Origin of the sequence: Xanthobacter flavus (assembly GCF_017875275.1) — a bacterium.
Lineage (GTDB): Bacteria > Pseudomonadota > Alphaproteobacteria > Rhizobiales > Xanthobacteraceae > Xanthobacter > Xanthobacter flavus_A.
Window position 1 is genome coordinate 5112866 of record NZ_JAGGML010000001.1, and the last position, 23961, is coordinate 5136826.

The window sequence follows — 23961 nt, forward strand, 5'->3', positions numbered from 1 at the left end:
GGTCTTGGAGTGGACCGACGAAGGCATTGTGCTGGGTGTCCGGCGGCATGGCGAGGGCAACGCCATCGTCGAGCTGCTGACCCGCCATCGCGGGCGCCATCTGGGAATGGTGCGCGGCGGCGCCTCGCGGCGCCTGGCGCCGGTGCTCCAGCCGGGCAATTCGGTGACCGCCACCTGGCGGGCCCGCCTCGACGAGCACATGGGCAATTACGCGTTGGAGCCCTCCACCGTTCGGGCCGCCTTGCTGATGGAAGCGCCCCACGCCGCGTTCGCCTTCACCCATATGGCGCAACTGCTTCATTTGCTGCCCGAGCGCGACCCCCATGAAGAGCTTTACCTCACGCTCGGCGCCATTCTGGATGCGCTGGGCGAGCGGGAGGCTGCGGGCATGCTTCTGGCGCGGTTCGAGCTTGCGATGCTGACCGAGCTGGGTTTCGGGCTGGAGCTTGAGACTTGCGCGGCGACCGGCCGGCGGGATGATCTCGTCTACGTCTCGCCCAGGAGCGGACGGGCGGTCTGCCGCTCTGCGGGCGCCCCCTATCAGGACCGCCTCTTTCCGCTGCCGGCATTCCTTCTGACGGGCGCACGCCCCTCGGCGGACGACGTGGAAGCGGCGCTGGCCATAACGGGTCACTTCCTAATGGCTCGCGCGCTTGAGCCGCGCGGGCTCGGATTTTCCGAAACCCGCGCGTCATTCCTTACTGCCTGGCGACGGGTTACCGATCACCTGCGGTAGTAGCGGGGGGCAACCCAGACGTTGCGGCAGCGCGTCACCCAGTGGGGACGACCGTTCCACCAACGGCGCACCTGCCAGCACCGCCGCACCCAACGCACATCTTGCACCTTGGCCTGCTCGTGCGCCGTACCGGCAAAGCTTCCCACGCCGCCGGCAAGTGATCCGGCAGATGCGGACGGCGCCGTGCCAAGAAGCGCCAACGCAACCACTCCCCCCGCCGCAAGCATTGCAACCTTCATGGGACCATCTCCTCTCCACGCGAACTAGAGAAGTGCTCGCAGTTCAATGCTGAAACGTCGCAGGGGCGGGAGTTTGTTCCGGACATGGAATTTTAAGCGTGTGCTTTGCCGCAGATTATGGCTGTTTCCGGTATTTTATTGAGGCTTTACGCTGCAGATTGCCCCGGAGTTGACGATCCATTCAGCCTTGCGGCGAAACCTCGCCGGACCCGTGTCCGGACCCGTTCGCGGCGGTGTCCGCCTCGGGCTTGTCCCGCGCCCGCGCGCGAGGTACTGCGGGGCATGGCCACCCGCACACTTCCGCCCGGCGACGGGAACATCGAGAAAGTCACGCTGAAGGAGGCGCTGGAAGAGCGCTACCTCGCGTATGCCCTCTCGACCATCATGCACCGCGCGCTGCCCGATGCGCGCGACGGACTGAAACCTGTCCACCGGCGCATTCTGCATGCCATGCGGCAGTTGCGGCTTGATCCCGGGCAGGGCTTCAAGAAGTCCGCCCGCGTGGTCGGCGACGTGATCGGCAAGTTCCATCCGCACGGTGACCAATCGGTCTATGACGCGCTGGTGCGCCTCGCGCAGGACTTCGCCCAACGGTATCCGCTGGTGGATGGTCAGGGCAATTTCGGCAATGTGGACGGCGATAACGCCGCCGCCATGCGATACACCGAGGCCCGCCTCACCGAGACCGCCCGCCTGCTGCTGGACGGCATCGACGAGGACGCGGTGGACTTCCGCCCGACCTATGACGGGTCGGAGGAGGAGCCGGCGGTGCTGCCCGCCGCCTTCCCGAACCTGCTGGCGAACGGCTCGCAGGGCATCGCCGTGGGCATGGCGACGTCAATCCCGCCGCACAATGCGGCTGAGCTGCTGGATGCCGCGCTCCACCTCATCGACCATCCGGACGCCCTCGCCTTCGACCTGCTGAAGTTCGTGCCCGGCCCGGACTTCCCCACCGGCGGCGTGCTGGTGGAGGATCAGGTCGGCGTCGCCGAGGCCTATGCCACCGGGCGCGGCTCCTTCCGCGTCCGCGCGCGCTGGGAGAAGGAGGAGACCGGTCGCGGCAGCTATGTGGTGGTCGTCACCGAGATCCCCTACGGCGTTGCCAAATCCCGCCTCGTGGAAAAAATTGCCGAACTGCTCACCGACAAGAAGCTGCCGCTGCTCGCCGATGTTCGCGACGAGAGCGCCGAGGACATCCGTCTGGTTCTGGAGCCGCGCGCCCGCACCGTGGATGCCGAGGTGCTGATGGAGAGCCTGTTCAAGCTCACCGAGCTTGAGGCGCGCATCCCGCTCAACATGAACGTGCTGGTCAAGGGCCAGATCCCCAAGGTGCTGTCGCTGGCCGAGGCGCTGCGCGAGTGGCTGGATCACCGCCGCGACGTGCTGCTGCGCCGCTCGCGCTATCGGCTGAACCAGATCGCGCACCGGCTGGAGGTGCTCGGCGGCTACCTCATCGCCTATCTCAACCTTGACGAGGTGATCCGTATCATCCGCGAGGAGGACGAGCCGAAGGTCTCGCTGATGCAGACCTTCGAACTGACGGACGTGCAGGCGGAAGCCATCCTCAACATGCGCCTGCGCTCCCTGCGCCGCCTGGAGGAGATGGAGATCCGCAAGGAGCACGATGCCCTCTCCAAGGAGCAGGACGGGCTCAACCGCCTCGTCGCCTCGGAGACGGCGCAGTGGAAGGCGATCTCCAAGGAAATCCGGGAGACGCGCAAGACCTACGGCCCCGAGACCGCCATCGGCCGCCGCCGCACCACCTTCGCGGTCGCGCCGACCGTTCACGAGGACGCCTTCACCGAGGCGCTGGTGGAGCGCGAGCCCATCACGGTCGTCGTGTCCGCCAAGGGCTGGATCCGCGCGCTGAAGGGGCATGTGGCGGATGTCTCGAACCTGCAGTTCAAGGGCGACGACAGCCACGGCCACGCCTTCTTCGCCGAGACCACGTCCAAGGTCATGGTGTTCTGTTCCAACGGCCGCTTCTACACGCTCGATGCCTCCAAGCTCCCCGGCGGGCGGGGCCATGGCGAGCCGGTGCGCCTGATGATTGATCTTGAGCAGGAGGCGGAGATCGTCTCCGTCTTCGCCTACCAGGCCGGGCGCAAGCTGCTGGTGGCGTCGAAGCAGGGACGCGGCTTCGTGGTGCCGGAGGACGATTGCCTCGCCAATACCCGCAAGGGCAAGCAGGTGCTCGTGACCGACCCGCCGGACGCGGCGCTGGCGGTGCGCTTCGTGGATGGCGACTGGGTGGCGGTCATCGGTGAGAACCGCAAGATGCTGGTGTTCCCTCTGAACCAGATCCCCGAGATGTCGCGCGGACGGGGCGTGCGCCTGCAACGCTACAAGGACGGCGGCCTTTCCGACCTCAAGGTCTTCCCCATGGCCTCCGGCCTGACCTGGGAGGATACCTCGGGCCGGACCTGGACGGTCACCGATCTCATCGAGTGGCAGGGCGAACGCGCCTCGGCGGGTCGCCTGCCGCCCAAGGGCTTCCCCCGCAGCAATACGTTCGGCTGAACCATGGACGCGCCCTCCCCCGACACCGGGCGCGCTCCGGCCCGCGCCGAACGCACGGCGCTGCGACGGCTCATCGATCAGGCGCAGTCCGCGGTGCGGGCACGGGAAGCCGCGCTCGTCATCATCGCGGCGATCATGGGGGTGCTGGCCGGAGTCGCGGCCAGCATCATGAGCGCCACCACCCAGTGGATGCATGAGGTGCTCTACTGGCTGGCGCCCGGCGAACGCCTGTCCTCCTCCCCTGCCCTCGCCTCGCCCTGGCTGATCCTCATACCCGCGATCGGCGGCGCGGCCATGGGGCTGATCGCCCTCGCTCTGAAGCGCTGGCGGCGGCATCCCTTCGTCGATCCCATCGAGGCCAATGCGCTGCATGGCGGGCGCATGTCGCTCACCGACAGCATCATCGTCGCACTCCAGACGATGGTCTCCAACGGCTTCGGCGCCTCGCTGGGGCTGGAGGCCGGCTATTCGCAGATCGGCTCGGGCATCGCCTCGCGGCTGGGATTGACCTTCAAGCTGCGGCGCAACGATCTGCGCATTCTGGTGGGCGCGGGCGCGGCGGCGGGCATCGGCGCGGCGTTCGATGCGCCGCTGATGGGGGCCTTCTACGGCTTCGAGATCGTCATAGGCTCCTATTCCATCCCGGCCGCTGCCCCCGTGCTGGCGGGAACCATCGCGGCGGTGATGACGGCGCGGCTGCTGGGCGCGCATGTCGAGCCGCTGCATATGCCCCTCGACCCGAACCTCGGGCCGGTGGACATCCTCCCTATCCTCTTCCTCGGCCTCGCCGCGGCGGCCGTCGCCATCATCATCATGCGCCTTGTGACGACGGTGGAGACCCTGTTCGGCATGAGCCGCATTCCCGCGCCCCTGCGACCCATGGTGGCGGGTCTCGGGATCGGCGCGCTCGCGCTTTACAGCCCGCAGGTCCTGTCCGACGGCCATGGCGCGCTGCATGAGCAGGTGGGAAGCGCGGTGACGGCCTCCGTCGCCATCGTGTTCGGGCTCAAGATTCTCGCCTCAGCGCTGTCCATCGGCTCAGGATTCCGGGGCGGCCTGTTCTTCGCCTCGCTGTTCCTCGGCGCGCTGATGGGCAAACTCTATGGGGCGTTGCTGGCCATCGCATTTCCCGGCTTCCATCTGGACCCCGCCGTGGCGGCGGTGGTGGGCATGGGCGCGCTGGCCGTGGGCGTCATCGGCGGGCCGCTCACCATGAGCTTTCTCGTGCTGGAGATGACGCGGGACATTTCCCTCTCCGGCTTCGTCATGGCGGCAGCCGTCGTCACCTCGCTGACGGTGCGGGAAACCTTCGGCTACTCCTTCTCCACCTGGCGCCTGCACCTGCGCGGCGAGACCATCCGGGGGGCGCAGGATGTCGGCTGGATGCGCGATCTCACCGTCGCGAAGATGATGCGCACGGATTTCCCCACCTTCCCGCAGGAGGGGACCCTCGATGCCCTGCGGGCCCGCTACGCGCTCGGCTCCACCCGCATGGTGGTGCTTGTCACCGCGGCGGGCGGCTACGGCGGCCTGCTGCGCCTGTCGGAGGCCTACGCATCGCTCAATCCCGGCGATACATCCGTGGCCGACCTCGCCACCCAGCGCGACCATGTGCTGCTTCCGGCCATGAACGTGAAGGAAGCCGCCCTCGCCTTCGACGCCGCCAAGGCCGAAGACCTCGCCGTGGTGGACGAAACGGTCAACCGTCACCTCCTCGGCCTGCTTGGGGAATCCCATGTTCTGAAGCGCTATGCGGCGGAGCTGGAGCGGGCGCGGCGGGGCCTTGGCGCGGAAGACTGATCGGCCCGCCGCCGTCAGGCCGCGAACGTCTCGAGCCGGGCGACCCGGTTCCGTCCGGCCCGCTTCGCCGTGTAAAGCGCCGTATCGCTCCGCGCGACCATATCGCCTGGCTGGTCCTCAGCCCGCGCGACGGCGATCCCGACGCTGACCGTGATCTCGACGGCGACACCATGGGTCACGACGGCGATGGCCGCGACGCTCGCCCGGATGCGCTCGGCCACCAGCTCCGCCCCCTGCGATGGCGTTTCGGGAAGGATGACGACGAACTCCTCCCCGCCATAGCGGCACACGAAATCTCCCGGACGGCACGCGGCGCGCTGAATGCGATGGGCAATCTCGGCGAGCACGGCGTCACCAACGGCGTGACCGTGGGTGTCATTGACCCGCTTGAAGTGGTCGATGTCGATCATCAGCACCGCAAGCTCGCGCCGCTCCCGACGAGAGCGCCGCACCTCCACATCCAGCGTGAGGTCGAGCGCCCGACGGTTGGGAAGGCCGGTCAGGGAATCGGTGATCGCCATGCGCTCCAGCTGGCCCTCCATCTCGCGGCTGCGCCGAAGGGAGCTGGCCAGCGCCGAGACCGTCAGCGCGAGCAGCAAAGACACGGTGAGAGTCAGCGCGAGGGTGATGGCCGCGCGCAGGTACCAGCCCGCGAACTGCCTGCGCGCCGACAGCCCCACAGTCACCGTCAATGGAAAGCCCTGCACGTAGGCGGTCCGCAGGTAGCGACGCTCACCGTCGAGCCGGGACGTTTGCACCCACCAGCCGTCGGCGGCTGTTATCGGTGGATGATCGGGCGCAACGCTGTCCCCCACATTGCCCCGCCCATCGGTGGAAGGATAGCGCAGCACAACGGTGCCGTCCGTCCGTGTCAGGCGGATGATGCCGCCGGGCGGCAGCTTCACCCGCTCGAACAGCTGCCGGAAGTAGACAAGCCGGACGGAGGCGACGACGACGCCGGCGAATGAGCCGTCAGGCGCGTTCAGCCTCTGGCTGATCCCGATGGCCCGCTCGGAGCTCGCGATCCGGGACACGAAGGGGCGGCTGACATAGACGCCGGCGCGCGGGTTGTCTTTCTGCACGCGGAAGTAGTCCCGATCGGCAAAATTGATCGCGCTCAGGTTATCTTCCGCGTCGTCGAAGACGACATTGCCGTCGGCGTCCAACACAAGCATGACGCCGAAGTCGTTGGCATCGCCCGCACGGCGAAACAACACGCGTTGACGTAGCGCCGGCGGAAGCGCCATCAGGGTTGGTTCGCGGAGCGCCTCCGCGAGCCCCGACAGGCTCGCTTCCACCAGAAGAAAGTCGCGCTCTATCGCTCCCGCGAGCACCGATATGGTGTTCGCGGTATAGCGCTCGCCGTCGCGCCAGGTTTCCTGATAGGAGCGCCACAGAGCAAAGGACTGCATCCCCACGATTGCAAGGATGAGCGCACTCGTGACAAACCGGAGCAGACGGCCGGAGGAGAGGTGTTTGAGAACCTTGTCCATCAGCCTTACCACGGAGGTATCTACACCATCCCGGCCGTCGATTTATTAGCAAAGATCAAAATGCGAAAATTACTCTGCGGCCGGCCGGTCGGTGCGGCGATGCTCCACGGCGGGGCGAGCAGGCTCGGCCTCCAGCCAGTGCAGGATGAGGGTGTAGCCCAGCGCCAGCACCACCGGCCCGACGAAAAGGCCCAGCACGCCCGATGACAGCAGTCCGCCGATGGCGCCGATGAACACGACCAGCATCGGCACGTCCACACCACGCCCCAGCATGATGGGGCGCAGGACATGCTCGATGAGCGAGACGCCGGTGCACCAGATGGCGAAGATCACGGCCGGCACCGGATCTAGCAAAGTGAAGGCGTAGATCGCGACCGGCACCAGCACAATGGCCAGCGGCAGCTGGACGATGGCGATGATGAGACACAGCAGCGCCAGGAGGCCGGCGGCTGGAATGTCCGCCGCAAGAAAGCCGAGCCCCGCCAGCAGCGCCTGGATCAGCGCGACGCCGATGATGCCCTTGCTGACGCTGCGGATGGTGCGCACGGCAAGGTCCGAATAGCCGAGCCCGCCGGAACCCGCTAGGCGGGTGACGACATCGCCGGCGATGCGCTGACCGCTGGTTGCATTCGCCATCAGCACCGCCGCCACGAAGATGGCGACGACGAACTCCAGGATCCCGAGCAGCACGCCGGTCGCCGACCCGAGCATCCATTTCCCGGCCCAGGTGAGTTCGGACGCGATGGAGCTTATGGCCTGGTCGAGATTGGTCGAGGCCAGCATCCAGAAGCTGTAGAGCGGCTCCCCGACGAGGAACCAGCCCCGCACGGCGACCGGGGGCGGCGGCAGGCGCAGGGTCCCGTCCGCCATGTGATGGGCCAGAAGCTTCAGGCTGTTCACGAGGGTATCGGCGAGCAGCATCGCCGGCAGCACGAGCAACGCCAGCGCGAGAATCACGAACAGGCTGGCGGCGGCCGCCGTGCGGCCGTTGAGGGTCGCGCACAGGCGCGTGAAGAGCGGGTGGGAGGCGATGGCGATGATCAGCCCCCACAGGATGGAGGTCAGGAACGGCTGGACGATGGTGAAGCACCAGCCGAACAGGAGCGCCAGCGTGCCGAACCGCAGCGCCAGCTGGAGCACAGGGCCGAAGGTCTCGCTGCCGTCCCTTTCTGGCAAGCGATCCTGACGCCGTTCGTAATGCCGTTCCTGCGGTCGTTCCATGGTCCTGTCCAACTGGCCGCTGCCCTGCGGCTCCACGGCCGCGCACCATCGGTGAGAGAACGCCTTATCCGCTCAGCTTGCAATGGCAGGGCTATTGCATTGCGCGGTCCGGGCGAGGGCCGGCTGCAGTCCGACCATCCGCCCCTGAAGCAACAAGGACAAGGCGAGGACATAACATGGCCGACCACAAGGTCACGGTCGAGCAATTGCCGAGCGGCAAGTGGGCGTGCTTCCTCCATGTGGACGGGCACGACGAACCCATCAATCTCGGGCGCGAATTCAAGAATGACGAGCAGGCGGAGAACTGGCTGAACGTATCCGAATCCGTCACGGCCATCGAAATGATGCTCCGGAAGGTCAAGAAATAGGGATCGGCGGAAAGCGACAGGCCGGCCCACGGTCTGGCCCGAAGACGACACGCCTGTCGCGCTTCACACAGCCTCTTTCCCAGCGGCCGCGCTCTGCGGTCGTCACTTGGTGCAGCCGGCGGACGCGGAGATGTTCTCCGGCTGGCCCCAATCGTTGTGGGGCAGGTTTTCATACGGCGGCCCAAACTCCTGCTTGATCATGGTGAAGGCCGACGGCAGCCCGGACTGCTGGTCGAAATCGATGATCCAGAAATAGTCGTAGGTGTCGCCCGGCCAGTCGTCCGGCATCCTGATGCCGGCAAGATCCATGAGGTCGAAGAGCGTCGTGGCCTTGGTGGGCACCGGCCGGCCCGGATGCTTCTCCTGCACCTTCGCCCGCTGCGCGGGCGTCAGCTCGATGTCGAGGCGGGGACGGGCGATGTGGTCGTGTTCCCAGTTCATGATGAGCGTGCCGCCCGCCCATTCGGGCTTGGTGAAGACATCGCGCACCGCCTGCCGGTTGCGCTCCGCCAGCTTGTCCTGGCGGATGATCAGCTTGCCGTCCACCATCTCCGGCATCACCGAATAGAAGACGACCGGCTGCTCCCACGAATCGGCGACGTGATAGATGGTCTCCAGCGTGTGGAGCGAAAGTCCGAGGATGGCCGTCGGCACCTCGCCCGGCTTGAGAAGGGACTTCTTGGCGTTCTTTCCGAGGTAATAATCCACCAGCGCCCGCCCCCGCTCCTGGCCGACGCTGCAGAGCTGCAGAGGTCCGCCCTTCTCGCCGTGCCGCAGGAGAATGACACGCGCCGGCACCGCCGCGGCAGGCAGCGCCGCGACGAGGCTCGCGGAGAACATCGCCGCGAGCGCAAGGCCGCCGGCAAGAACCGTCCGCTTGAGGGATCTGAATGTCTGCATCACCGGAACTCCCAGATGACGGGACGCTAGCCGAGTCCTGCCGTGCGCGCCAATGCGGCGGCATGGCCGACCGGGCGCGCCAGCGGCCAGCGCAGGCCCCTTCACACACAGCCGCGAACATGCTTCAAGGCGGCAGCTGGAGATTTGCGATCCGGCGGTTATGCGGGGCGCTGCGATGGCAGAGATGGGCTTCAGGACGGATGGGCTGGCGGGCGGCGTGCTGCTTGCGCTCATCGCCATGGCGGGTGCCCAGGCGCTGGCTCAGAGCTCGCAGCAGCGCATCGTGGTGACGCCGCGCGTCATCCAGCTGCCTGTCATTCCCCAGGGCAATTACCTCGACCCCGGTCCCGGCCCGGCCATCCGTCCCGATGTGAAGATCGGCGACGATCGCAACGAAGACTACGTGTTTCCGCCCGACCTCACCGGCGGCTATGGCTCCGGCCCTCCCGGCGACCCGACCAACAACGGTCAGTGGAGCCCGCTGGACGGCGACACACCGAGCTTCTGAACGCATCGCGATGACAGATTATGGCCGGGCTTCGTCCCGGCCTTTGTCGTTTGGTGAGCGTGGCAGGTTTGACGCCGGACGATCGCGGCCGTTACTTCTGGTGGGCAAGGCTGGAGCACGCAGCCGGACGCCGCACCGGGCGTCGCCCAGGGAGCCCGCCATGAGCACGCCAAGCAAAAGCCAGGGCAACGCGCCGAACTACATGATCTCGCACCTCGACGAGATCCCCGCCGTGCCCTGCCCTTGCGGCTTCGCCCGCCGCGCCTTCGGGACGGACGACAACAAGCTGGCGACCGTGCACCTCACCGACATCACCGAGGACGCGCGGGTGCACTACCACAAGCACATGACCGAGATTTACGTGATCCTCGAAGGCGAAGGGGAGATGGAGCTCGACGGCGAGCGCGTGCCGGTCTCGCCGCTCACGTCCATCTTCATCAAGCCGGGCTGCCGGCATCGCGCCATCGGCCGCCTGCGCATCCTGAACATCCCGATCCCGGCCTTCGACCCGCATGACGAGTGGTTCGACTGATCGCTGCGGACGCGCGAGGCACAAAAAGCCGGGACACAAAAAGAAAGCGGCGGGGAAATCCCCGCCGCTTCCAAAAACATCGAACCTGAAACCGAAGCGATCAGCGCTTCGAGAACTGGAACGAACGGCGGGCCTTGGCGCGGCCGTACTTCTTGCGCTCGACCACGCGGCTGTCGCGGGTCAGGAAGCCGCCCTTCTTGAGGGGGCTGCGCAGCTCGGGCTCGTAATAGGTGAGCGCCTTGGAAAGGCCGTGACGCAGCGCGCCGGCCTGGCCGGACAGACCGCCGCCGGACACGGTGGCGACCACGTCATACTGGCCTTCGCGGGCCGCGACCTGGAACGGCTGGTTGATCATCAGGCGCAGCACGGGACGGGCGAAATACACCTCGATGTCCCGGTCATTGACGGTGATCTTGCCGGTGCCGGGGCGAACCCACACGCGCGCCACGGCGTCCTTGCGCTTGCCGGTGGCATAGGCGCGGCCGAACTTGTCCAGCTTCTGGACATGGACGGGGGCTTCGGGCTGGGCCGAGACGGTCGCTGCGCCGAGCGCGTCGAGGGACTGGAGAACCTCGGCCATGTCAGTTCCTCACGTTCTTGCGGTTGAGAGCCGCCACGTCGAGGGCGACCGGCTGCTGGGCCTCGTGCGGGTGGGCAGGGCCCTTGTAGACGCGCAGGTTGCCCATGATCTTGCGGCCGAGCGGGCCGCGAGCGAGCATGCGCTCCACCGCCTTCTCGATGACGCGCTCCGGGAAGCGGCCCTCGAGAATGAACTTCGCGGTGCGTTCCTTGATGCCGCCCGCATAGCCGGTGTGATGGTAGTAGACCTTCTGGTCCTTCTTGCGGCCCGTGAACACCGCCTTCTCGGCGTTGACCACGACGACATTGTCGCCGCAATCCACGTGGGGGGTGTAGATGGGCAGGTGCTTGCCCTTCAGGCGCATGGCGATGATGGTCGCGAGCCGGCCGACAACAAGGCCGCTGGCGTCGATCACCACCCACTTCTTCTCGATTTCGGCGGGCTTGGCCGAATACGTCGTCATGGGATCATTCCGAATGAGAAGTCGGACGGCCCAACCCATGAGGACCGAGCGGCGTCCGACGATGGGGTGCTTCTAGAGGAGCACGGCGCGGGCGTCAACGCAGAGCCACAATGAAAAGCATAGCGAAAACATATGGTTATAAAAATGGTGCAATAACACCACTAAAATTCCCGCGTTTTCGCATTGCCTTGGCCTCCATCACGCCTTCGGCTGATCCGGGATCGAGTAGGTCGCAACGCAGTGCGCGACCAGTTCGTCGTCCCCCGGCCCGCGGATGCCCACCTCGCCGACCGCGAGCCGCTTGCCGAGCTTGATGATGCGGGCATCGCCAAACAGCGGGCCGGGCGCGGGCTTGCGCAGGAAATTGATGGAGAGGTTCGTCGTCACCGCCAGCGCCACCGGGCCGATCTGCGCGAGGAGCGCCACATAGACCGCCACGTCCGCGAGCGCCATCATGGCCGGCCCCGAGATGGTGCCGCCCGGCCGCAGGTGGCTCTCATCAGCATCGAGGCGCACCGTCGCGGTCTTGAGGCCCACGCGCTCCACATGGTGGGCGCGGCCCGGCCCGAAGGCCTGGGGAAATTCGGCCGCGAGGAAGGCGTCGAGTTCCTTCACCGTCATCACCACATCCCGCGCCGCAGTCATCCCGCACTGTCTCCTGCCCTGCCCCGGCTCGCGCCGGACGCCGCTTGTGAATAGGATAGCGGTCGGAACGTCAAATCCGGAACCACCAAGGGAAATATCGTGCCCGCGACAGCCGCCGTGAATGCCGCCCAGCCATCGCCCGTCACGCGCTTCGACGATGCCGGGGTCGTGACGCTGACCCTCTCGCGGCCAGCGCAGCGCAATTCCCTGTCGGAGGCCATGATGGCAGCGCTCACGGTCACGCTGGCCGAGGTGGCAGCCGATCCATCCGCGCGCGCCGTGGTACTCGCGGCAGAAGGGCCAGTCTATTCCGCCGGACATGACCTGAAGGAGATCCAGACGCATCGTTCGGACCCGGATCGCGGCCGCGCCTATTTCGAGGATGTTCTGAAGCGCTGCGCCACGCTGATGACGGCCATCGTCCGCCTGCCCCAGCCGGTCATCGCGGCCGTGGAGGGCATGGCGACCGCCGCCGGTTGCCAGCTGGTGGCGAGCTGTGATCTCGCGGTCGCCGGCGACAAGGCGCGCTTCTGCACACCGGGCGTCAACATCGGCCTGTTCTGCCACACGCCCATGGTGGCGCTCTCGCGCAACCTCTCCCGCAAGCACGCCATGGAGATGCTGCTGCTCGGCGACTGGACCGAGGCGGACGACGCCCTGCGCATGGGCCTCGTCAACCGCGTCGTGCCGGCCGGCGACGCGCTGACGACCGCCCAGGCCCTCGCCCGCAAGATCGCGGAGAAGTCACAGGTGCCGGTGAAGCTCGGCAAGGCGGCCTTCTACGCGCAGGTCGAGCTGGGCCTCGACGACGCTTATGCCTATGCGTCGCGCGTCATGGCCGAGAACATGCTGGCCCGCGACGCGGACGAAGGCATCTCGGCGGTTCTCGCCAAGCGCCCTGCCCAATGGGAAGATCGCTGATTCCCGTTTACATTCCATAAACCATGATCTGGCTCTCTGTATGAGACTGGCGCGTCGTGCGCCCGAGTCGCGGGAGGGCGGCGCATGTCTCATCTGGAGACGACGCACCTTGAGATGACCGATGCGGCCGGCTCCGATGCCGGTCTCGCACCTGTCCGGCTGGCATGGCGCCCGAGCGTCTGGCAGGCGGCGTGGATCGTCTTCGCCCTCATCGCACTCGCCTCCTTCCTTCCCTTGCGGTTTTCGGCCACCACCATCCTGGCCTTCGAGGTCGGCACCCAGCCGCCCGCCGGCGCCATGCGCGGGGTGGCGCAGATGCTGGGCTCGCGTGAACTCGCCTACGACGCCGTGCGCCAGCTGCCGGACACGGATGTCCGACGGATCGCGGCCGGCGGTCTGGCCGGCTGGCTGGGCATCACTCGCGCCGGAACGGAAGGGCGCTCGGAGGCCGTCGCCGCCGCATGGCGCCTCATGGAAAATCTCGACGTGGCGCCGGCCCAGGGCGGGCGGGCGCTGCGGATCACCGTCTCCGCCGCAACGCCCGGCCTCGCCGTCCGGGTCGCCGATGCCTACGTCTCCGCCTTTCTCTCGCTGGACCGCGATACGCGGGTCGGACAGGAAGAGCCCTCACTGCTCCCGGTCGCCCGGCGGGGCGAAGCGGGGCGGGCCTCGTTCGTGCCGGAGCCGCCTGGTCCCCTCGCGCTTGGTCTTCTGGGCGTCGCGGCCGCTTTGCTCCTGATCGCCCATCGCACCCTGAACCGCCCCGCCGAGGTGGAAGGGGTGGTAGACGGCGCCGTTCTTCCGGTCGAGCTGACCGACAGCCATCGCATCACCTGGATCGGCGGTCCCGAAGGCGCGGGGCTCGATGCCGAGGCGGCCGTCGGGCGCCTGGTCGCCCACCTCGCCTCGCCGACCGGCACCGCGCGCCTCATTCTCCTGACCTCCGAGGACCTTCCGGAATCTTCCGCGACCTGCGCGGTCTCGCTGGCGCGCCGCCTGTCGGAAGAGGCCGGCGTGGCGCTTGTGGCCCTCGACGGCAGCGCCGAGAGTCTGGCCGCCCTGGTCTCCGACCCTTGGGCGCCGGGGATGAGCGAGCTTCTGTTCGGCGTCGCCGGATTCGGAGAGACGATCCATCGCGACGCCCGCTCGCGCGCCCACGTCATCCCGCCCGGCCGCGACGTGTTGTCCGGGTCCGCCGTGGTGGGCGCAGAGCGCCTCGCGCTGGTGCTCGAAGCCCTCAAGCGGACCTATGATTTCGTCGTGGTCGCCGCCCCCAGCCTGTCCGCGGCCCGCGGCGGACGCCGGCTCGCCGGCCTCGATCCGCTCGTCGTCTGCCTCAATGCCGATGATGCGCCCCCGACGGCAGCCGTCGAGACCTTCGATGCGCTCGCCGACAAGAAGTTCGGGCGGGTGGTGATGATGTGCCTCGCCGCCGGGCCGCAACAGCAAGAGACACCGGATGGTGAGGAGCGCCTCACCGTGCCGAGCATCGACGCCGAACGGCCTGAGCCGCCGACAGTCGCGCCGCACAGCCGTCCGAATGTCACGTCTCAGGCCTTGCCCGAAGCTCCGCCGCTGCCGCCGGAGCGCCTGGCCGGCGCCGCCTGAGTTTCACGATTGCAGCGATGAAAGGCCCGGCCCAGCCGGGTCTTTTTTCGTTCACGACCGCAATCAAGATGACGGGTCATGTGATGTTTCAAAACATTGGAATAAGCATCTACGGTATCACGGATTTTTATCGGGTCGCTCCATCCAGCGAATGATGAGCGCCGCTGGCAGAACCCACAGGCTGCCGAGGAGGACATAGCAGACGGTCTGGAGCGCCCAGTGCAGCTCCGTCACACGGCCTTGGGCGAGCGCCATGGCCATCAGCGCCCAGACGACGACCAGCACCAGCATCAGGACGGTACCGAAAAGCTTGCGCAGGCGTTGGGGCATTCTCGATCACTCCCTGGCCGCTGGGTCGCCTGCTTGCCGAAGGGGCATGCGGCACCCGCTCCCTTGCGCGGCACACAGGCTCTCTATAACGGATCGATCCGGAGGGGCCACGCAGCAAGACCGCGCACGCGGAGTCGAAATCACATGTCGCACGCCGAAGCCGTTACCCTGATCGCCGACCGCCCCCGCCCCGGGCTCAGGGCCGTCCGCCTGTGGCTCTATTTCGTCGCGGCGCTGATCGTGGCCATGGTCGTCGTGGGTGGCGCCACGCGCCTCACCGAATCCGGCCTCTCCATTACCGAATGGAAGCCTGTCACCGGCACCCTGCCGCCCCTGTCGCAGGCCGACTGGCAGGCGGAATTCGACCGCTACAAGTCCATTCCCCAGTACGAGATCCTGAACAAGGGCATGGGTCTGGAGGCGTTCAAGCGCATCTATTGGTGGGAATGGGGCCACCGGCTGCTCGGCCGTGTCATCGGCTTCGCCTTCCTCCTGCCCTTCCTCTATTTCGCCGTCCGGGGGGTGCTGCGCGGATCATTGCTCGCGAAGTGCCTCGGGCTGTTCGCCCTCGGCGGGCTGCAGGGCGCGGTCGGCTGGTGGATGGTGGCGTCTGGCCTGACGGAGCGGGTCTCCGTCAGCCAGTATCGCCTGGCCGTCCATCTCACCCTCGCATGCGTGATCCTCGCAGCCATCGTCGCCGTCGCCCGATCTCTCGCCGGTGAGGAGCGGCAGGCGGTCACCGGCCGCGTGCGGCTGACGGCACGCGTCCTCGTGGGGCTCGTGCTGGTGCAGATCTTTGCCGGTGGACTGGTGGCCGGGCTCGACGCCGGCATGGCCTACAATACCTGGCCCCTGATGGATGGACGCTTCATCCCCGGAGGCGAGCAGCTTGGCGCCATGTCGCCCTTCTGGCGCAACCTGTTCGAGAATGCGCTGACGGTGCAGTTCGATCACCGCATGATGGCCTACGCCTTGTGGGCGCTCAGCCTGCTCCACGCGCTCAACGCCATGCGCGACGGCGGCCGGGCGGCGAAGCGGGCGTGGATCCTGTTCGCGCTTGTCACGGCGCAGGCGGCGCTCGGCATCCTGACGCTGATCCATCAGGTGCCCATCGACATCGCACTGGCGCACCAGTTCGGCGCGACGATCGTGCTGATTTACGCCGTGGTGCATGTGAGCGGCCTCGCTGATCCGGAGGCCGCCCGGACGATAAAGGCCGCCGCCTAGAGCGCGATCCGATAAGATTGAATCAATCTGATCGGTGCGTGCTCTAGACCAGCGCCGCGACGAGCGGCGCGATCATCACATTGAACAGACCGGCCAGCACCATCACGAGACCGGCGATGGAGCCTTCCTCCCCGCCTATCTGGTGCGCCCGGGCGACCCCCGCGCCATGGGCACCCATGCCGAACAGCGCCCCGCGGGCCAGCGAAGAGCGCAGCGGCATCACCTTCAGCACCACCTCGCCCAGCGCCGCACCGCAAATGCCGGTGAGGATGACGAACACGGCGGTGAGGTCCGGCACGCCGCCGATGTCGCTGGAAACCGCCATCGCGAAGGGGGTGGAGGTGGAGCGCGGCATCAGGCTGAGGCCGATGGAATCGCTCAGTCCCAAAAGATGCGCGAGGGCCAGCGCCGTCCCCATGGCGAGGGTGCTCCCCACCGCGACTCCGACCAGCAGCACCGGCCAGTAGCGGCGGATCAGCGCGCGCTGCTCATAGATGGGAATGGCGAAGGCGACCGTGGCCGGCCCCATCATCAGCAGCAGCCAGCGGGTGCCGGCGATGTATTCGCCGTAGCCGGCATGCAGGCTGAGCGCTACGGCGCCGACACCGATGGGTGTCAGCAGCAGCGGAGACGTCCACCAGAAGCGCCAGCGCTGGCCGATGGCTCGCGCAATGAGGTAGGAGCCGATGGTGACGGCGGACCACAACAGTGTCGCGAAAAGCGGATCATGCATCGGCATGGCACGCCTCCCGCGACAGGCGCTGGGTCCAGCGCCAGCACAGGTCGACGGCGAGAGCCGTACCGCCCATCACCATCACGGTGCCGAGCAGGATCACCGCCGCGATCTTCAGGCCGTCGAGGCCGATGAGTTCCTTGTGATCCAGCACGGCCATGACGGCGGGGACGAAGAACAGCAGCATCTCCGCCAGAAGCCAGGAGGCTCCGCGCCGCACGCTGGCCGGACGCAGCCAGCCGCTCGCCAGCAGGGCGAGGACGACCACCATGCCCACGATGCCGCCCGGAACCGGCAGCTTCACCAGCCGAACCACAGCCTCTCCCGCCACCCAGAAGGCGGCCAGCACGGCGAGCTGCGCCACCATGCTGCGGTGCAGCGCGAAGCGGATGGTGCGGAGAAGAGGCTTGGGGGCAGTGCGAATCTGGGACATGGCTGGCACCTCCAGTGCCGATGCCAGTAAGATAGTATGCACCGCAGCATGATGAAAATGAATTGATTGCATAAAGACCATTCCATATAGGCATCATATGGAACTTCGCACGCTGAGGGCTTTCGTCGAGGTGGTGCGGCAGGGCGGGTTCTCGCCGGCCGCCAAGGTGCTCAATGCCACCCAACCCACCATCTCCAAGGCCGTGAAGCAGCTGGAGGACGAATTGGGCGTGCCGCTGCTCGACCGCATCGGCCATCGCAGCCAGCTCACCGCCGCTGGCGAGATCGTCTACCGCCGCGCCTTGACCTTGCTGGCCGAACGCGAGGGGCTCGTCGCCGAACTGGAGGATCTCAGGGGCCTCCGGCGCGGCAGCCTGCGGCTTGGCCTTCCCCCGCTTGGGGCAAGCACGCTGTTCGCGCCCCTGTTCGCGGTCTTCCGCTCGCGCTACCCGGGCATCGAGATCCGCCTCACCGAGCACGGCTCCAAGCGGCTGGAGGAAATGCTTCTGGAAGGCGAAGTGGAACTCGCCGGGTCCCTCCTCCCCGCCAAGGACGGCTTCGACGGTCAGGGCGTGCGCCGCGAGCCGCTGATGGCCGTGCTGCCCTTGAGCCACCCTCTTGCAGGGCGGGATCGGGTGACGATCGCCGATCTTGCGGCCTCCCCCTTCATCCTGTTCGAAGGCGGCTTCGCGCTGAATCAGGTGCTGGAGGACGCCTGCGCCCGCAACGGCTTCGCGCCGCAGGTGGCAGCAAGGAGCGGGCAGATCGACTTCATCGTGGAGATCGCGGGCGCGGGACTCGGGGTGGCATTCCTGCCAAAGACCATTGCCTACCAGCGCCGCACGCCGGCGGTGCGCCTGTCCGAACTCGCGGAGCCCGGCACCGAATGGCACATGGCCATCGTCTGGCGGAAGGGCAGCTATCTGTCCCATGCCGCCCGCGCCTGGCTGGAGCTGACGCGGGAGGTCTATGGCGACGGGAACGGCTGAATGCTTCGCGCCCAAGAAGCCGGGGGAAAGAAACCGGGGGGCCGAAACCGCGCGGACTCGAGGGAGCCCGCGCGGAAGGAAGATCAGATCTTCGCCAGCGCCTGATCGAGGTCGCCGATGATGTCCGCCGCGTCCTCGATGCCGATGGACAGGCGCACGACCTCGGGCCCCGCGCCCGCCGCCGTCTTGCCGTCGTCGGTGAGCTGGCGATGGGTGGTCGAGGCGGGATGGATGATGAGCGAGCGGGTGTCACCGATGTTGGCGAGGTGCGAGAACAGCTCGACGTTCGACACCAGCTTCACGCCCGCCTCGTAGCCGCCCTTGAGGCCGAAGGTGAACACCGCGCCGGCGCCCTTGGGCAGGTATTTCTGCGCCAGCGCGTGGTATTTGTCGCTCGCAAGGCCGGGATAGCTCACCCAGGACACCTTGGGGTGCGCGGCGAGCCACTCGGCCACCTTCTGCGCATTCTCGCTGTGCCGCTGCATGCGCAGGGCCAGCGTCTCGATACCGGTCAGGATCAGGAAGGCATTGAACGGCGAGAGCGCCGGCCCGAGATCGCGCAAGCCCAGCACGCGCGCGGCGATGGCGAAGGCGAAGTTACCGAACGTCTCATGCAGCACCATGCCGGAATATTCCGGCCGCGGCTCGCTCAGGAACGGATAGCGGCCCGACGCCGACCAGTCGAACGTGCCCGCATCCACGATCACGCCGCCGATGGAATTGCCGTGACCGCCCAGGAACTTGGTGGCGGAGTGCACGACAATGTCGGCACCGTCCTTGATGGGCTGCCAGAGGTACGGCGTCGCCAGGGTGTTGTCGACGATGAGCGGCACGCCCGCCTTCTTCGCGATGGCGGAGATGGCCGCGACATCGGTCACCACGCCGCCCGGATTGGCGATGGACTCGATGAAGATCGCCTTGGTCTTCGGCGTCACCGCACGCTCGAAGGACGACACGTCATCCGGATCAGCCCAGACCACGTTCCAGCCGAAGCTCTTGAAGGCATGAGAGAACTGGTTGATCGAGCCGCCATAGAGCTTGCGCGAGGCGATGAACTCGTCCCCGGGCGTCAGCAGCGTGTGGAACACGAGGTGCTGGGCCGCATGGCCGGAGGCGACCGCAAGGGCCGCGGTGCCGCCCTCCAGCGCCGCGACGCGCTCTTCCAGCACCGCATTGGTGGGGTTGGTGATGCGGGTATAGATGTTGCCGAACGCCTGCAGGCCGAACAGCGAGGCCGCATGATCCACGTCGTCGAACACGAACGAGGTGGTCTGGTAGATTGGTGTCGCGCGCGCGCCCGTGGTCGGATCGGGCTGGGCGCCGGCGTGGATGGCGAGGGTTGAAAAACCAGGCTCGTGCGGGGCCGCGGGGGTGTTGTCGTCGGACATGGGCGCTCTCTCCGTTAGTGCCAACCTTCTATGCCGGCGGGCTTGGATCGATAATTCCGTACTTCTACCGATCAACTTGATTTTGGTCCACGCGGTGCGATGGAAAGCCGCTGCACCCCGCTGCCCAGCCGCTGCGGCCGGCGCGCCGAGATGGTGCGGGAATTCACCCCCGTCCAGCCGATCTCACCCGAAAGACGGCCATACTCGATCTTCGGGCAGCGGTTCATCACCACCTTGAGGCCCGCCGCCTCGGCGCGCGCCGCCGCCTCATCGTTGCGAACGCCGAGCTGCGTCCATAGCACCTTCGGCAGCGGATCGAGCGCCAGAACCTCGTCCAGAACCGCGGGCACATGCTCCGGCGCGCGGAACACGTCCACCATGTCGATGGGCTCCGGCACATCCTTCAATGAGGCGACGAACGTCAGCCCCACCACGGTCTTGCCCGCCTGCCCCGGATTGACCGGATAGACGCGATAGCCCCGCTCCGACAGATACTTCATTACGAAATAGGACGGCCGCGCGGCGTTGGCGCTGGCGCCGACGATGGCGATGGTCTTCACCTCGGACAGGACGGCGCGAATGTAGGCGTCGTCGTAGCGATCGTGGTTCACCGCGTCTCCTCCCTCCCTCGGCGCGGCCGTTCAGCGGCGGGCCTTGGAGAACAAAGTGTAGAAATTCCGCGTGGTTGCGGCCGCGAAATCCTCGAACGGCTCGCCGCGTGCCCCCGCCAGCACCTTCGCCGTCTCGCGCACGAAGGAAGGCTCGTTGCGCTTGCCGCGATGGGGCGTCGGCGCGAGGAAGGGGGAATCGGTCTCCACCAGAATGCGGTCGGCCGGCACGTCGCAAGCAATGGCGCGCAGATCCTCGCTCTTCTTGAAGGTCACGACGCCGGAGAAGGAGATGTAGCCGCCCAGCGCAAGCGCGCGGCGGGCGAGGTCCGGCCCGGCGGTGAAGCAGTGGAGCACGAAAGGAAAGGCGCCCTTGGCGGTCTCTTCCTCCAGAATCGCGGCCACGTCCTCGTCCGCCTCGCGGGCATGAATCACCAGCGGCAGGCCCGTCTCCCGCGCGGCCGCGATATGGGTGCGGAAGCCGTGCTCCTGCGCCTCCCGAGGGCCGAGATCGTAATGATAGTCAAGCCCAACCTCGCCAATCGCCACCACCTTGGGATGGCGGGAGAGATCCACCAGTTCCTTCACCGTCACGTCGGTTTCCTCGCCCGCCTGATGCGGGTGGGTGCCCACCGAGCAGCTCACGCTCTCGAACCGTTCGGCGATGGCGAGGATCTCGTTGAAGCGGCGAACTCGCGTGGAGATGGTCACGAGATGCGAGACGCCGGCGGCCTCTGCGCGCGCCACCACCTCCGGCAGCTCGGCGGCGAAGTCGGGGAAATCGAGGTGGCAATGGCTGTCGACGAGCATGGTGATCCTGCGGACGGTGCGCGCTTCACATAAGCGCATCGCTCCGCGACGTCGAGGCGTCGACCCTGCGCTCCGGCCTCGGTTGGGCTTGCCGCGCTGCACCTGCACAGGTATCGCGGGCATGACACGGGCCCGGACGGCCCCACTGATGCCAGGACCGACATGCTCAAGACCCCGCCTCCGTTCCGCCCTGCCCTCGCCCGTCTGGCGGATGCGTCCAACCTCTGGGCTATCGCGGGCCTGGTGGTGGGCGTGGCCCTGCTGGCGTGGAGCGCCCAGCTCTCCATCCCGATCCAGCCGGTGCCGATCACCCTGCAAAGCTATGTCCTGATTAGCCTGGCCGCCCTCATGGGCTGGCAGTTCGGCGGGCTCACCGTCGCGATCTATCTCCTCGCCGGCCTGATGGGCCTGCCGGTGTTCTCGGGCGGGCGTAGCGGGCTCGCCATGCTCACAGGCACCTCTGGCGGGTTCATCGTCGGATTTCTGGTGACGGCGCTACTGGTGGGCTGGCTTCAGGAAACCTGGGCGCGGCTGCGGCCGTTGCCGCTGCTCGGGGTGCTCGCCTTGGGCCATCTGGTGCTGATGGTGATGGGCGCCGGCTGGCTCGCGACCAAGATGGGCCCGATGTTCGCGCTCGAGCGGGGCTTCCTGCCCTTCCTGCCCGGCGCAGTGGTGAAGACGATCGCCGCTCTCGCCACGGTCATCGCGGTGGAGCGCCTCACCGGCACCCCGCGCCAGCGTTGAAGAGCCCGGCTACTGGGCCGCGCTGATCTCTTCCTTGAGCGCGTCCGCGTCCGGCCCCGGCATGGTGATGGGCTGCACGCGCTCGCCGGGGCGGCCGGGGTTGGTGACGATGGAGGCTTCCAGCGACACGGTCACGTTGCCGCCCGAGGTGTTGAAGATGTAGTCGAGCCGGAAGGCGGCATCCTGGCTCTGGCCGTTTGTGCGCCGCATCGCCTCGTCGGGCGGAAGGCGTTTTTCCGCAATGAGTTGGGCCGGCTGATCGACCGTGATGTTGTACTGGCGAGCGCGGCGGGACGTGGCGATGCGGGCGCGCACGAGGGTGGCGTCGGCACCGGCGAGCTTCACTTCGATCCGCGGAACGGCGGGACCTTCCGGCACCGCCGGCGGCATTTCGGTGGGCATGGCCGGGGGGATGGGATCATAGGTGGCGGAAGGCGCCGGAGCGCGGTCGTAGCTGCTGGAGCAGCCGGCCAGTGCCAGCGCCACCGCGGCCACCGAAACCCATCTCACGCCCGTCATTCCCACCGCTCCAGTTCCCCCAGCCCCGCGTGCTGTAAACTACAAAACCCTAGCAAGGTTAAGATATTTCCGGTCCCTGCACACCCCTTCGCTCAGGTGGCGGCTTCCGGCTCCACATAGCGCGGGAACACGCCGACGGGGGTCGGAAGGGCGAGGCCGGCGGCCAGGCGGAGGGCCGGATCGAGCCGGTCGAAGCCCCGCTCCCCCGCAGGAATCGCCACCAGATCCAACAACTTGGCGGCGCTCTCCGGCATCACCGGCTGGGCGAGGATGGCGACCTGCCGGATCACCTCGGCGGTGACCCAGAGGACCGTCTCCATCCGGGCGGGATCGGTCTTGCGCAGGGCCCAGGGGGCCTGGGCGGCGAAGTAGCGGTTGGCTTCGGCGACCACAGCCCAAACTGCGTTGAGATACAAATGGATAGCCTGAGATTCCATGGCCTCCCGGCTCTTCGCCAGCATCCCGTCGGCGAGCGCCAGCATGGCTTCGTCCTCCGCCGAGAGGGGGCCCGGGGTGGGCACCAAGCCATTGAGATTCTTGGAGATCATCGACAGCGAGCGCTGGGCGAGGTTGCCGAGGTCGTTGGCGAGGTCGGCGTTCATGCGGTTGACGATCGCCTCGTGGCTGTAGGAGCCATCCTGGCCGAACGCCACCTCCCGCAGGAAGAAATATCTAATGGCATCAACGCCATAGGTGGCGGCAAGGTCGAAGGGGTCGATGACGTTGCCGACCGACTTCGACATCTTCTCTCCGCGGTTGAAGAGAAAGCCGTGGCCGAACACCCTCTTCGGCGCCTCCAGCCCGGCCGACCAGAGAAACGCCGGCCAGTACACCGCGTGAAAGCGGATGATGTCCTTGCCGATGACATGGACGTCCGCCGGCCAATACTTGGCGAAGTCGCCATCCACATCCGGATAACCGAGCGCGGTGATGTAATTGGTCAGCGCATCCACCCACACATACATGATGTGCTTGGGATCACCTGGAACCGGGATGCCCCAGTCGAACGTGGTGCGGGAGATGGAGAGGTCCTGAAGACCACCCGAAACGAAGCTGACAACCTCGTTTCGACGGCTGTCAGGCGCAATAAAACCGGGGTGTTCGGCATAGTACGAGAGGAGTCGATCCTGGTATGCCGAGAGGCGGAAGAAGTAGCTCTCCTCCTCCACCCATTCCACAGGCGTGCCCTGTGGCCCAAGCCGGACACCGGTTTCGTTCAGTGTTGTTTCGCTTTCCGCGTAATAGGCCTCATCGCGAACCGAATACCAACCCGCATACGTGGATTTATAGATATCCCCGTTCGCCGCCATCTTTTCCCAGATGGCTTGCGTGGAAATGCGGTGCCGCTCCTCGGTGGTGCGGATGAAGTCGTCGATGGAGAGGTTGAATGTCTCCACCATCGCCTGGAAGCGGGGGACGTTCCGGTCCAGCAGCTCGCGCGGGGTCAGGCCGGCCTTCTGGGCCGTCTGCAGCATCTTGATGCCGTGCTCGTCCGTGCCGGTGAGAAAGCGCACGTCATAGCCATCCAGTCGCTTGAACCGGGCGATGCAGTCGGTCGCGATGGCCTCGTAGGCGTGGCCCATGTGGGGCACGCCGTTCGGGTAGGCGATGGCGGTGGTGATGTAGAACGGCGGCTTGACGGACATC

At 67.0% G+C, this 23961-nt stretch carries 26 protein-coding genes; 11 read left to right on the forward strand and 15 right to left on the reverse strand.

Features of this window, described 5'->3' with window-relative positions:
- The first annotated feature begins 4 nt into the window (after nt 1-4).
- Nucleotides 5-736: a DNA repair protein RecO gene (recO, locus tag J2126_RS23955; protein ID WP_209489319.1), complete on the forward strand. Its 732-nt coding sequence runs from the start codon at nt 5-7 to the stop codon at nt 734-736.
- Here the strand turns inward: recO and J2126_RS23960 are convergent.
- A complete protein-coding gene (locus tag J2126_RS23960; protein WP_209489321.1) occupies nt 724-975 on the reverse strand; it encodes a hypothetical protein in 252 nt (83 codons plus the stop codon). The genes recO and J2126_RS23960 overlap by 13 nt on opposite strands.
- Nucleotides 976-1257: 282 nt before the next feature.
- On the opposite strand from J2126_RS23960, the gene parC reads away from it, so the two are divergent.
- Nucleotides 1258-3495: a DNA topoisomerase IV subunit A gene (parC, locus tag J2126_RS23965; protein ID WP_209489324.1), complete on the forward strand. Its 2238-nt coding sequence runs from the start codon at nt 1258-1260 to the stop codon at nt 3493-3495.
- Nucleotides 3496-3498: 3 nt separating this feature from the next.
- Entirely contained in the window at nt 3499-5295 is a 1797-nt protein-coding gene (locus tag J2126_RS23970) for a chloride channel protein (RefSeq protein ID WP_209489326.1), read from the forward strand.
- 14 nt (nt 5296-5309) lie between these two features.
- Here the strand turns inward: J2126_RS23970 and J2126_RS23975 are convergent, their stop codons facing one another.
- Together J2126_RS23975 and J2126_RS23980 are read right to left on the reverse strand one after the other, a co-directional pair.
- The gene (locus tag J2126_RS23975; RefSeq protein ID WP_209489328.1) at nt 5310-6788 is read right to left on the reverse strand and encodes a sensor domain-containing diguanylate cyclase; all 1479 of its coding nucleotides are present in this window, start codon (nt 6786-6788) and stop codon (nt 5310-5312) included.
- A gap of 69 nt (nt 6789-6857) precedes the next feature.
- Nucleotides 6858-8009, reverse strand: a complete 1152-nt coding sequence (locus J2126_RS23980; protein ID WP_209489330.1) for an AI-2E family transporter — start codon at nt 8007-8009, stop codon at nt 6858-6860.
- Between the two features lie 176 nt (nt 8010-8185).
- On the opposite strand from J2126_RS23980, the gene J2126_RS23985 reads away from it, so the two are divergent.
- Nucleotides 8186-8377, forward strand: coding sequence for a hypothetical protein (locus J2126_RS23985; protein ID WP_209489332.1), 192 nt, complete (start codon nt 8186-8188; stop codon nt 8375-8377).
- Between the two features lie 102 nt (nt 8378-8479).
- Here the strand turns inward: J2126_RS23985 and J2126_RS23990 are convergent, their stop codons facing one another.
- Nucleotides 8480-9277 carry a hypothetical protein gene (locus J2126_RS23990; protein WP_209489334.1) on the reverse strand — a complete coding sequence of 266 codons (798 nt, stop codon included), beginning with the start codon at nt 9275-9277 and terminating at the stop codon, nt 8480-8482.
- A gap of 184 nt (nt 9278-9461) precedes the next feature.
- On the opposite strand from J2126_RS23990, the gene J2126_RS23995 reads away from it, so the two are divergent.
- Nucleotides 9462-9785, forward strand: a complete 324-nt coding sequence (locus tag J2126_RS23995; protein WP_209489336.1) for a hypothetical protein — start codon at nt 9462-9464, stop codon at nt 9783-9785.
- A gap of 160 nt (nt 9786-9945) precedes the next feature.
- Nucleotides 9946-10317, forward strand: a complete 372-nt coding sequence (locus J2126_RS24000) for a cupin domain-containing protein (RefSeq protein ID WP_209489338.1) — start codon at nt 9946-9948, stop codon at nt 10315-10317.
- A gap of 100 nt (nt 10318-10417) precedes the next feature.
- Here the strand turns inward: J2126_RS24000 and rpsI are convergent, their stop codons facing one another.
- From rpsI to J2126_RS24015, 3 genes are all read right to left on the reverse strand, one after another.
- A complete protein-coding gene (gene rpsI, locus J2126_RS24005; protein WP_038193505.1) occupies nt 10418-10897 on the reverse strand; it encodes a 30S ribosomal protein S9 in 480 nt (159 codons plus the stop codon).
- Between the two features lies 1 nt (nt 10898).
- Complete coding sequence (rplM, locus tag J2126_RS24010) at nt 10899-11360, reverse strand: 50S ribosomal protein L13 (protein WP_024279114.1); 462 nt, start codon at nt 11358-11360, stop codon at nt 10899-10901.
- Between the two features lie 198 nt (nt 11361-11558).
- Entirely contained in the window at nt 11559-12005 is a 447-nt protein-coding gene (locus J2126_RS24015; protein ID WP_209489340.1) for a PaaI family thioesterase, read from the reverse strand.
- Between the two features lie 99 nt (nt 12006-12104).
- Here J2126_RS24015 and J2126_RS24020 point away from each other — a divergent pair, with 99 nt between their 5' ends.
- Both J2126_RS24020 and J2126_RS24025 read left to right on the forward strand, forming a co-directional pair.
- Nucleotides 12105-12926 carry an enoyl-CoA hydratase gene (locus tag J2126_RS24020; RefSeq protein ID WP_209489342.1) on the forward strand — a complete coding sequence of 274 codons (822 nt, stop codon included), beginning with the start codon at nt 12105-12107 and terminating at the stop codon, nt 12924-12926.
- Nucleotides 12927-13010: 84 nt separating this feature from the next.
- The gene (locus J2126_RS24025) at nt 13011-14534 is read left to right on the forward strand and encodes a hypothetical protein (RefSeq protein WP_209489344.1); all 1524 of its coding nucleotides are present in this window, start codon (nt 13011-13013) and stop codon (nt 14532-14534) included.
- 117 nt (nt 14535-14651) lie between these two features.
- Here J2126_RS24025 and J2126_RS24030 read toward each other — a convergent pair whose 3' ends face one another.
- Entirely contained in the window at nt 14652-14864 is a 213-nt protein-coding gene (locus J2126_RS24030) for a DUF2842 domain-containing protein (RefSeq protein ID WP_209489346.1), read from the reverse strand.
- 144 nt (nt 14865-15008) lie between these two features.
- On the opposite strand from J2126_RS24030, the gene J2126_RS24035 reads away from it, so the two are divergent.
- On the forward strand, nt 15009-16091 hold the full coding sequence (locus tag J2126_RS24035; RefSeq protein ID WP_209489348.1) for a COX15/CtaA family protein: 1083 nt from the start codon (nt 15009-15011) through the stop codon (nt 16089-16091).
- A 43-nt stretch (nt 16092-16134) separates the two neighbouring features.
- Here the strand turns inward: J2126_RS24035 and J2126_RS24040 are convergent, their stop codons facing one another.
- The gene (locus tag J2126_RS24040; RefSeq protein ID WP_209489350.1) at nt 16135-16830 is read right to left on the reverse strand and encodes an LrgB family protein; all 696 of its coding nucleotides are present in this window, start codon (nt 16828-16830) and stop codon (nt 16135-16137) included.
- Nucleotides 16817-17257: a CidA/LrgA family protein gene (locus tag J2126_RS24045; RefSeq protein WP_209489352.1), complete on the reverse strand. Its 441-nt coding sequence runs from the start codon at nt 17255-17257 to the stop codon at nt 16817-16819. The genes J2126_RS24040 and J2126_RS24045 overlap by 14 nt, the downstream gene beginning before the upstream one ends.
- Before the next feature lie 97 nt (nt 17258-17354).
- On the opposite strand from J2126_RS24045, the gene J2126_RS24050 reads away from it, so the two are divergent.
- On the forward strand, nt 17355-18245 hold the full coding sequence (locus tag J2126_RS24050) for a LysR family transcriptional regulator (RefSeq protein ID WP_209489355.1): 891 nt from the start codon (nt 17355-17357) through the stop codon (nt 18243-18245).
- Nucleotides 18246-18328: 83 nt separating this feature from the next.
- Here J2126_RS24050 and J2126_RS24055 read toward each other — a convergent pair whose 3' ends face one another.
- From J2126_RS24055 to J2126_RS24065, 3 genes are all read right to left on the reverse strand, one after another.
- Nucleotides 18329-19633: an O-acetylhomoserine aminocarboxypropyltransferase gene (locus J2126_RS24055; RefSeq protein ID WP_209489357.1), complete on the reverse strand. Its 1305-nt coding sequence runs from the start codon at nt 19631-19633 to the stop codon at nt 18329-18331.
- 71 nt (nt 19634-19704) lie between these two features.
- Nucleotides 19705-20244 (reverse strand): CoA-binding protein, encoded by a 540-nt coding sequence (locus tag J2126_RS24060; protein ID WP_209489358.1) that lies wholly within the window; start codon nt 20242-20244, stop codon nt 19705-19707.
- 30 nt (nt 20245-20274) lie between these two features.
- Nucleotides 20275-21051 carry a TatD family hydrolase gene (locus tag J2126_RS24065; protein ID WP_209489360.1) on the reverse strand — a complete coding sequence of 259 codons (777 nt, stop codon included), beginning with the start codon at nt 21049-21051 and terminating at the stop codon, nt 20275-20277.
- Between the two features lie 162 nt (nt 21052-21213).
- Between J2126_RS24065 and J2126_RS24070 the strand changes: the two genes are divergently transcribed.
- On the forward strand, nt 21214-21795 hold the full coding sequence (locus J2126_RS24070; protein ID WP_209489362.1) for a biotin transporter BioY: 582 nt from the start codon (nt 21214-21216) through the stop codon (nt 21793-21795).
- A gap of 9 nt (nt 21796-21804) precedes the next feature.
- Here the strand turns inward: J2126_RS24070 and J2126_RS24075 are convergent, their stop codons facing one another.
- Nucleotides 21805-22314, reverse strand: a complete 510-nt coding sequence (locus J2126_RS24075) for a hypothetical protein (protein WP_209489364.1) — start codon at nt 22312-22314, stop codon at nt 21805-21807.
- A gap of 92 nt (nt 22315-22406) precedes the next feature.
- Nucleotides 22407-23960: a methionine--tRNA ligase gene (gene metG / locus J2126_RS24080; protein WP_209489366.1), complete on the reverse strand. Its 1554-nt coding sequence runs from the start codon at nt 23958-23960 to the stop codon at nt 22407-22409.
- Nucleotide 23961 lies beyond the last annotated feature (1 nt).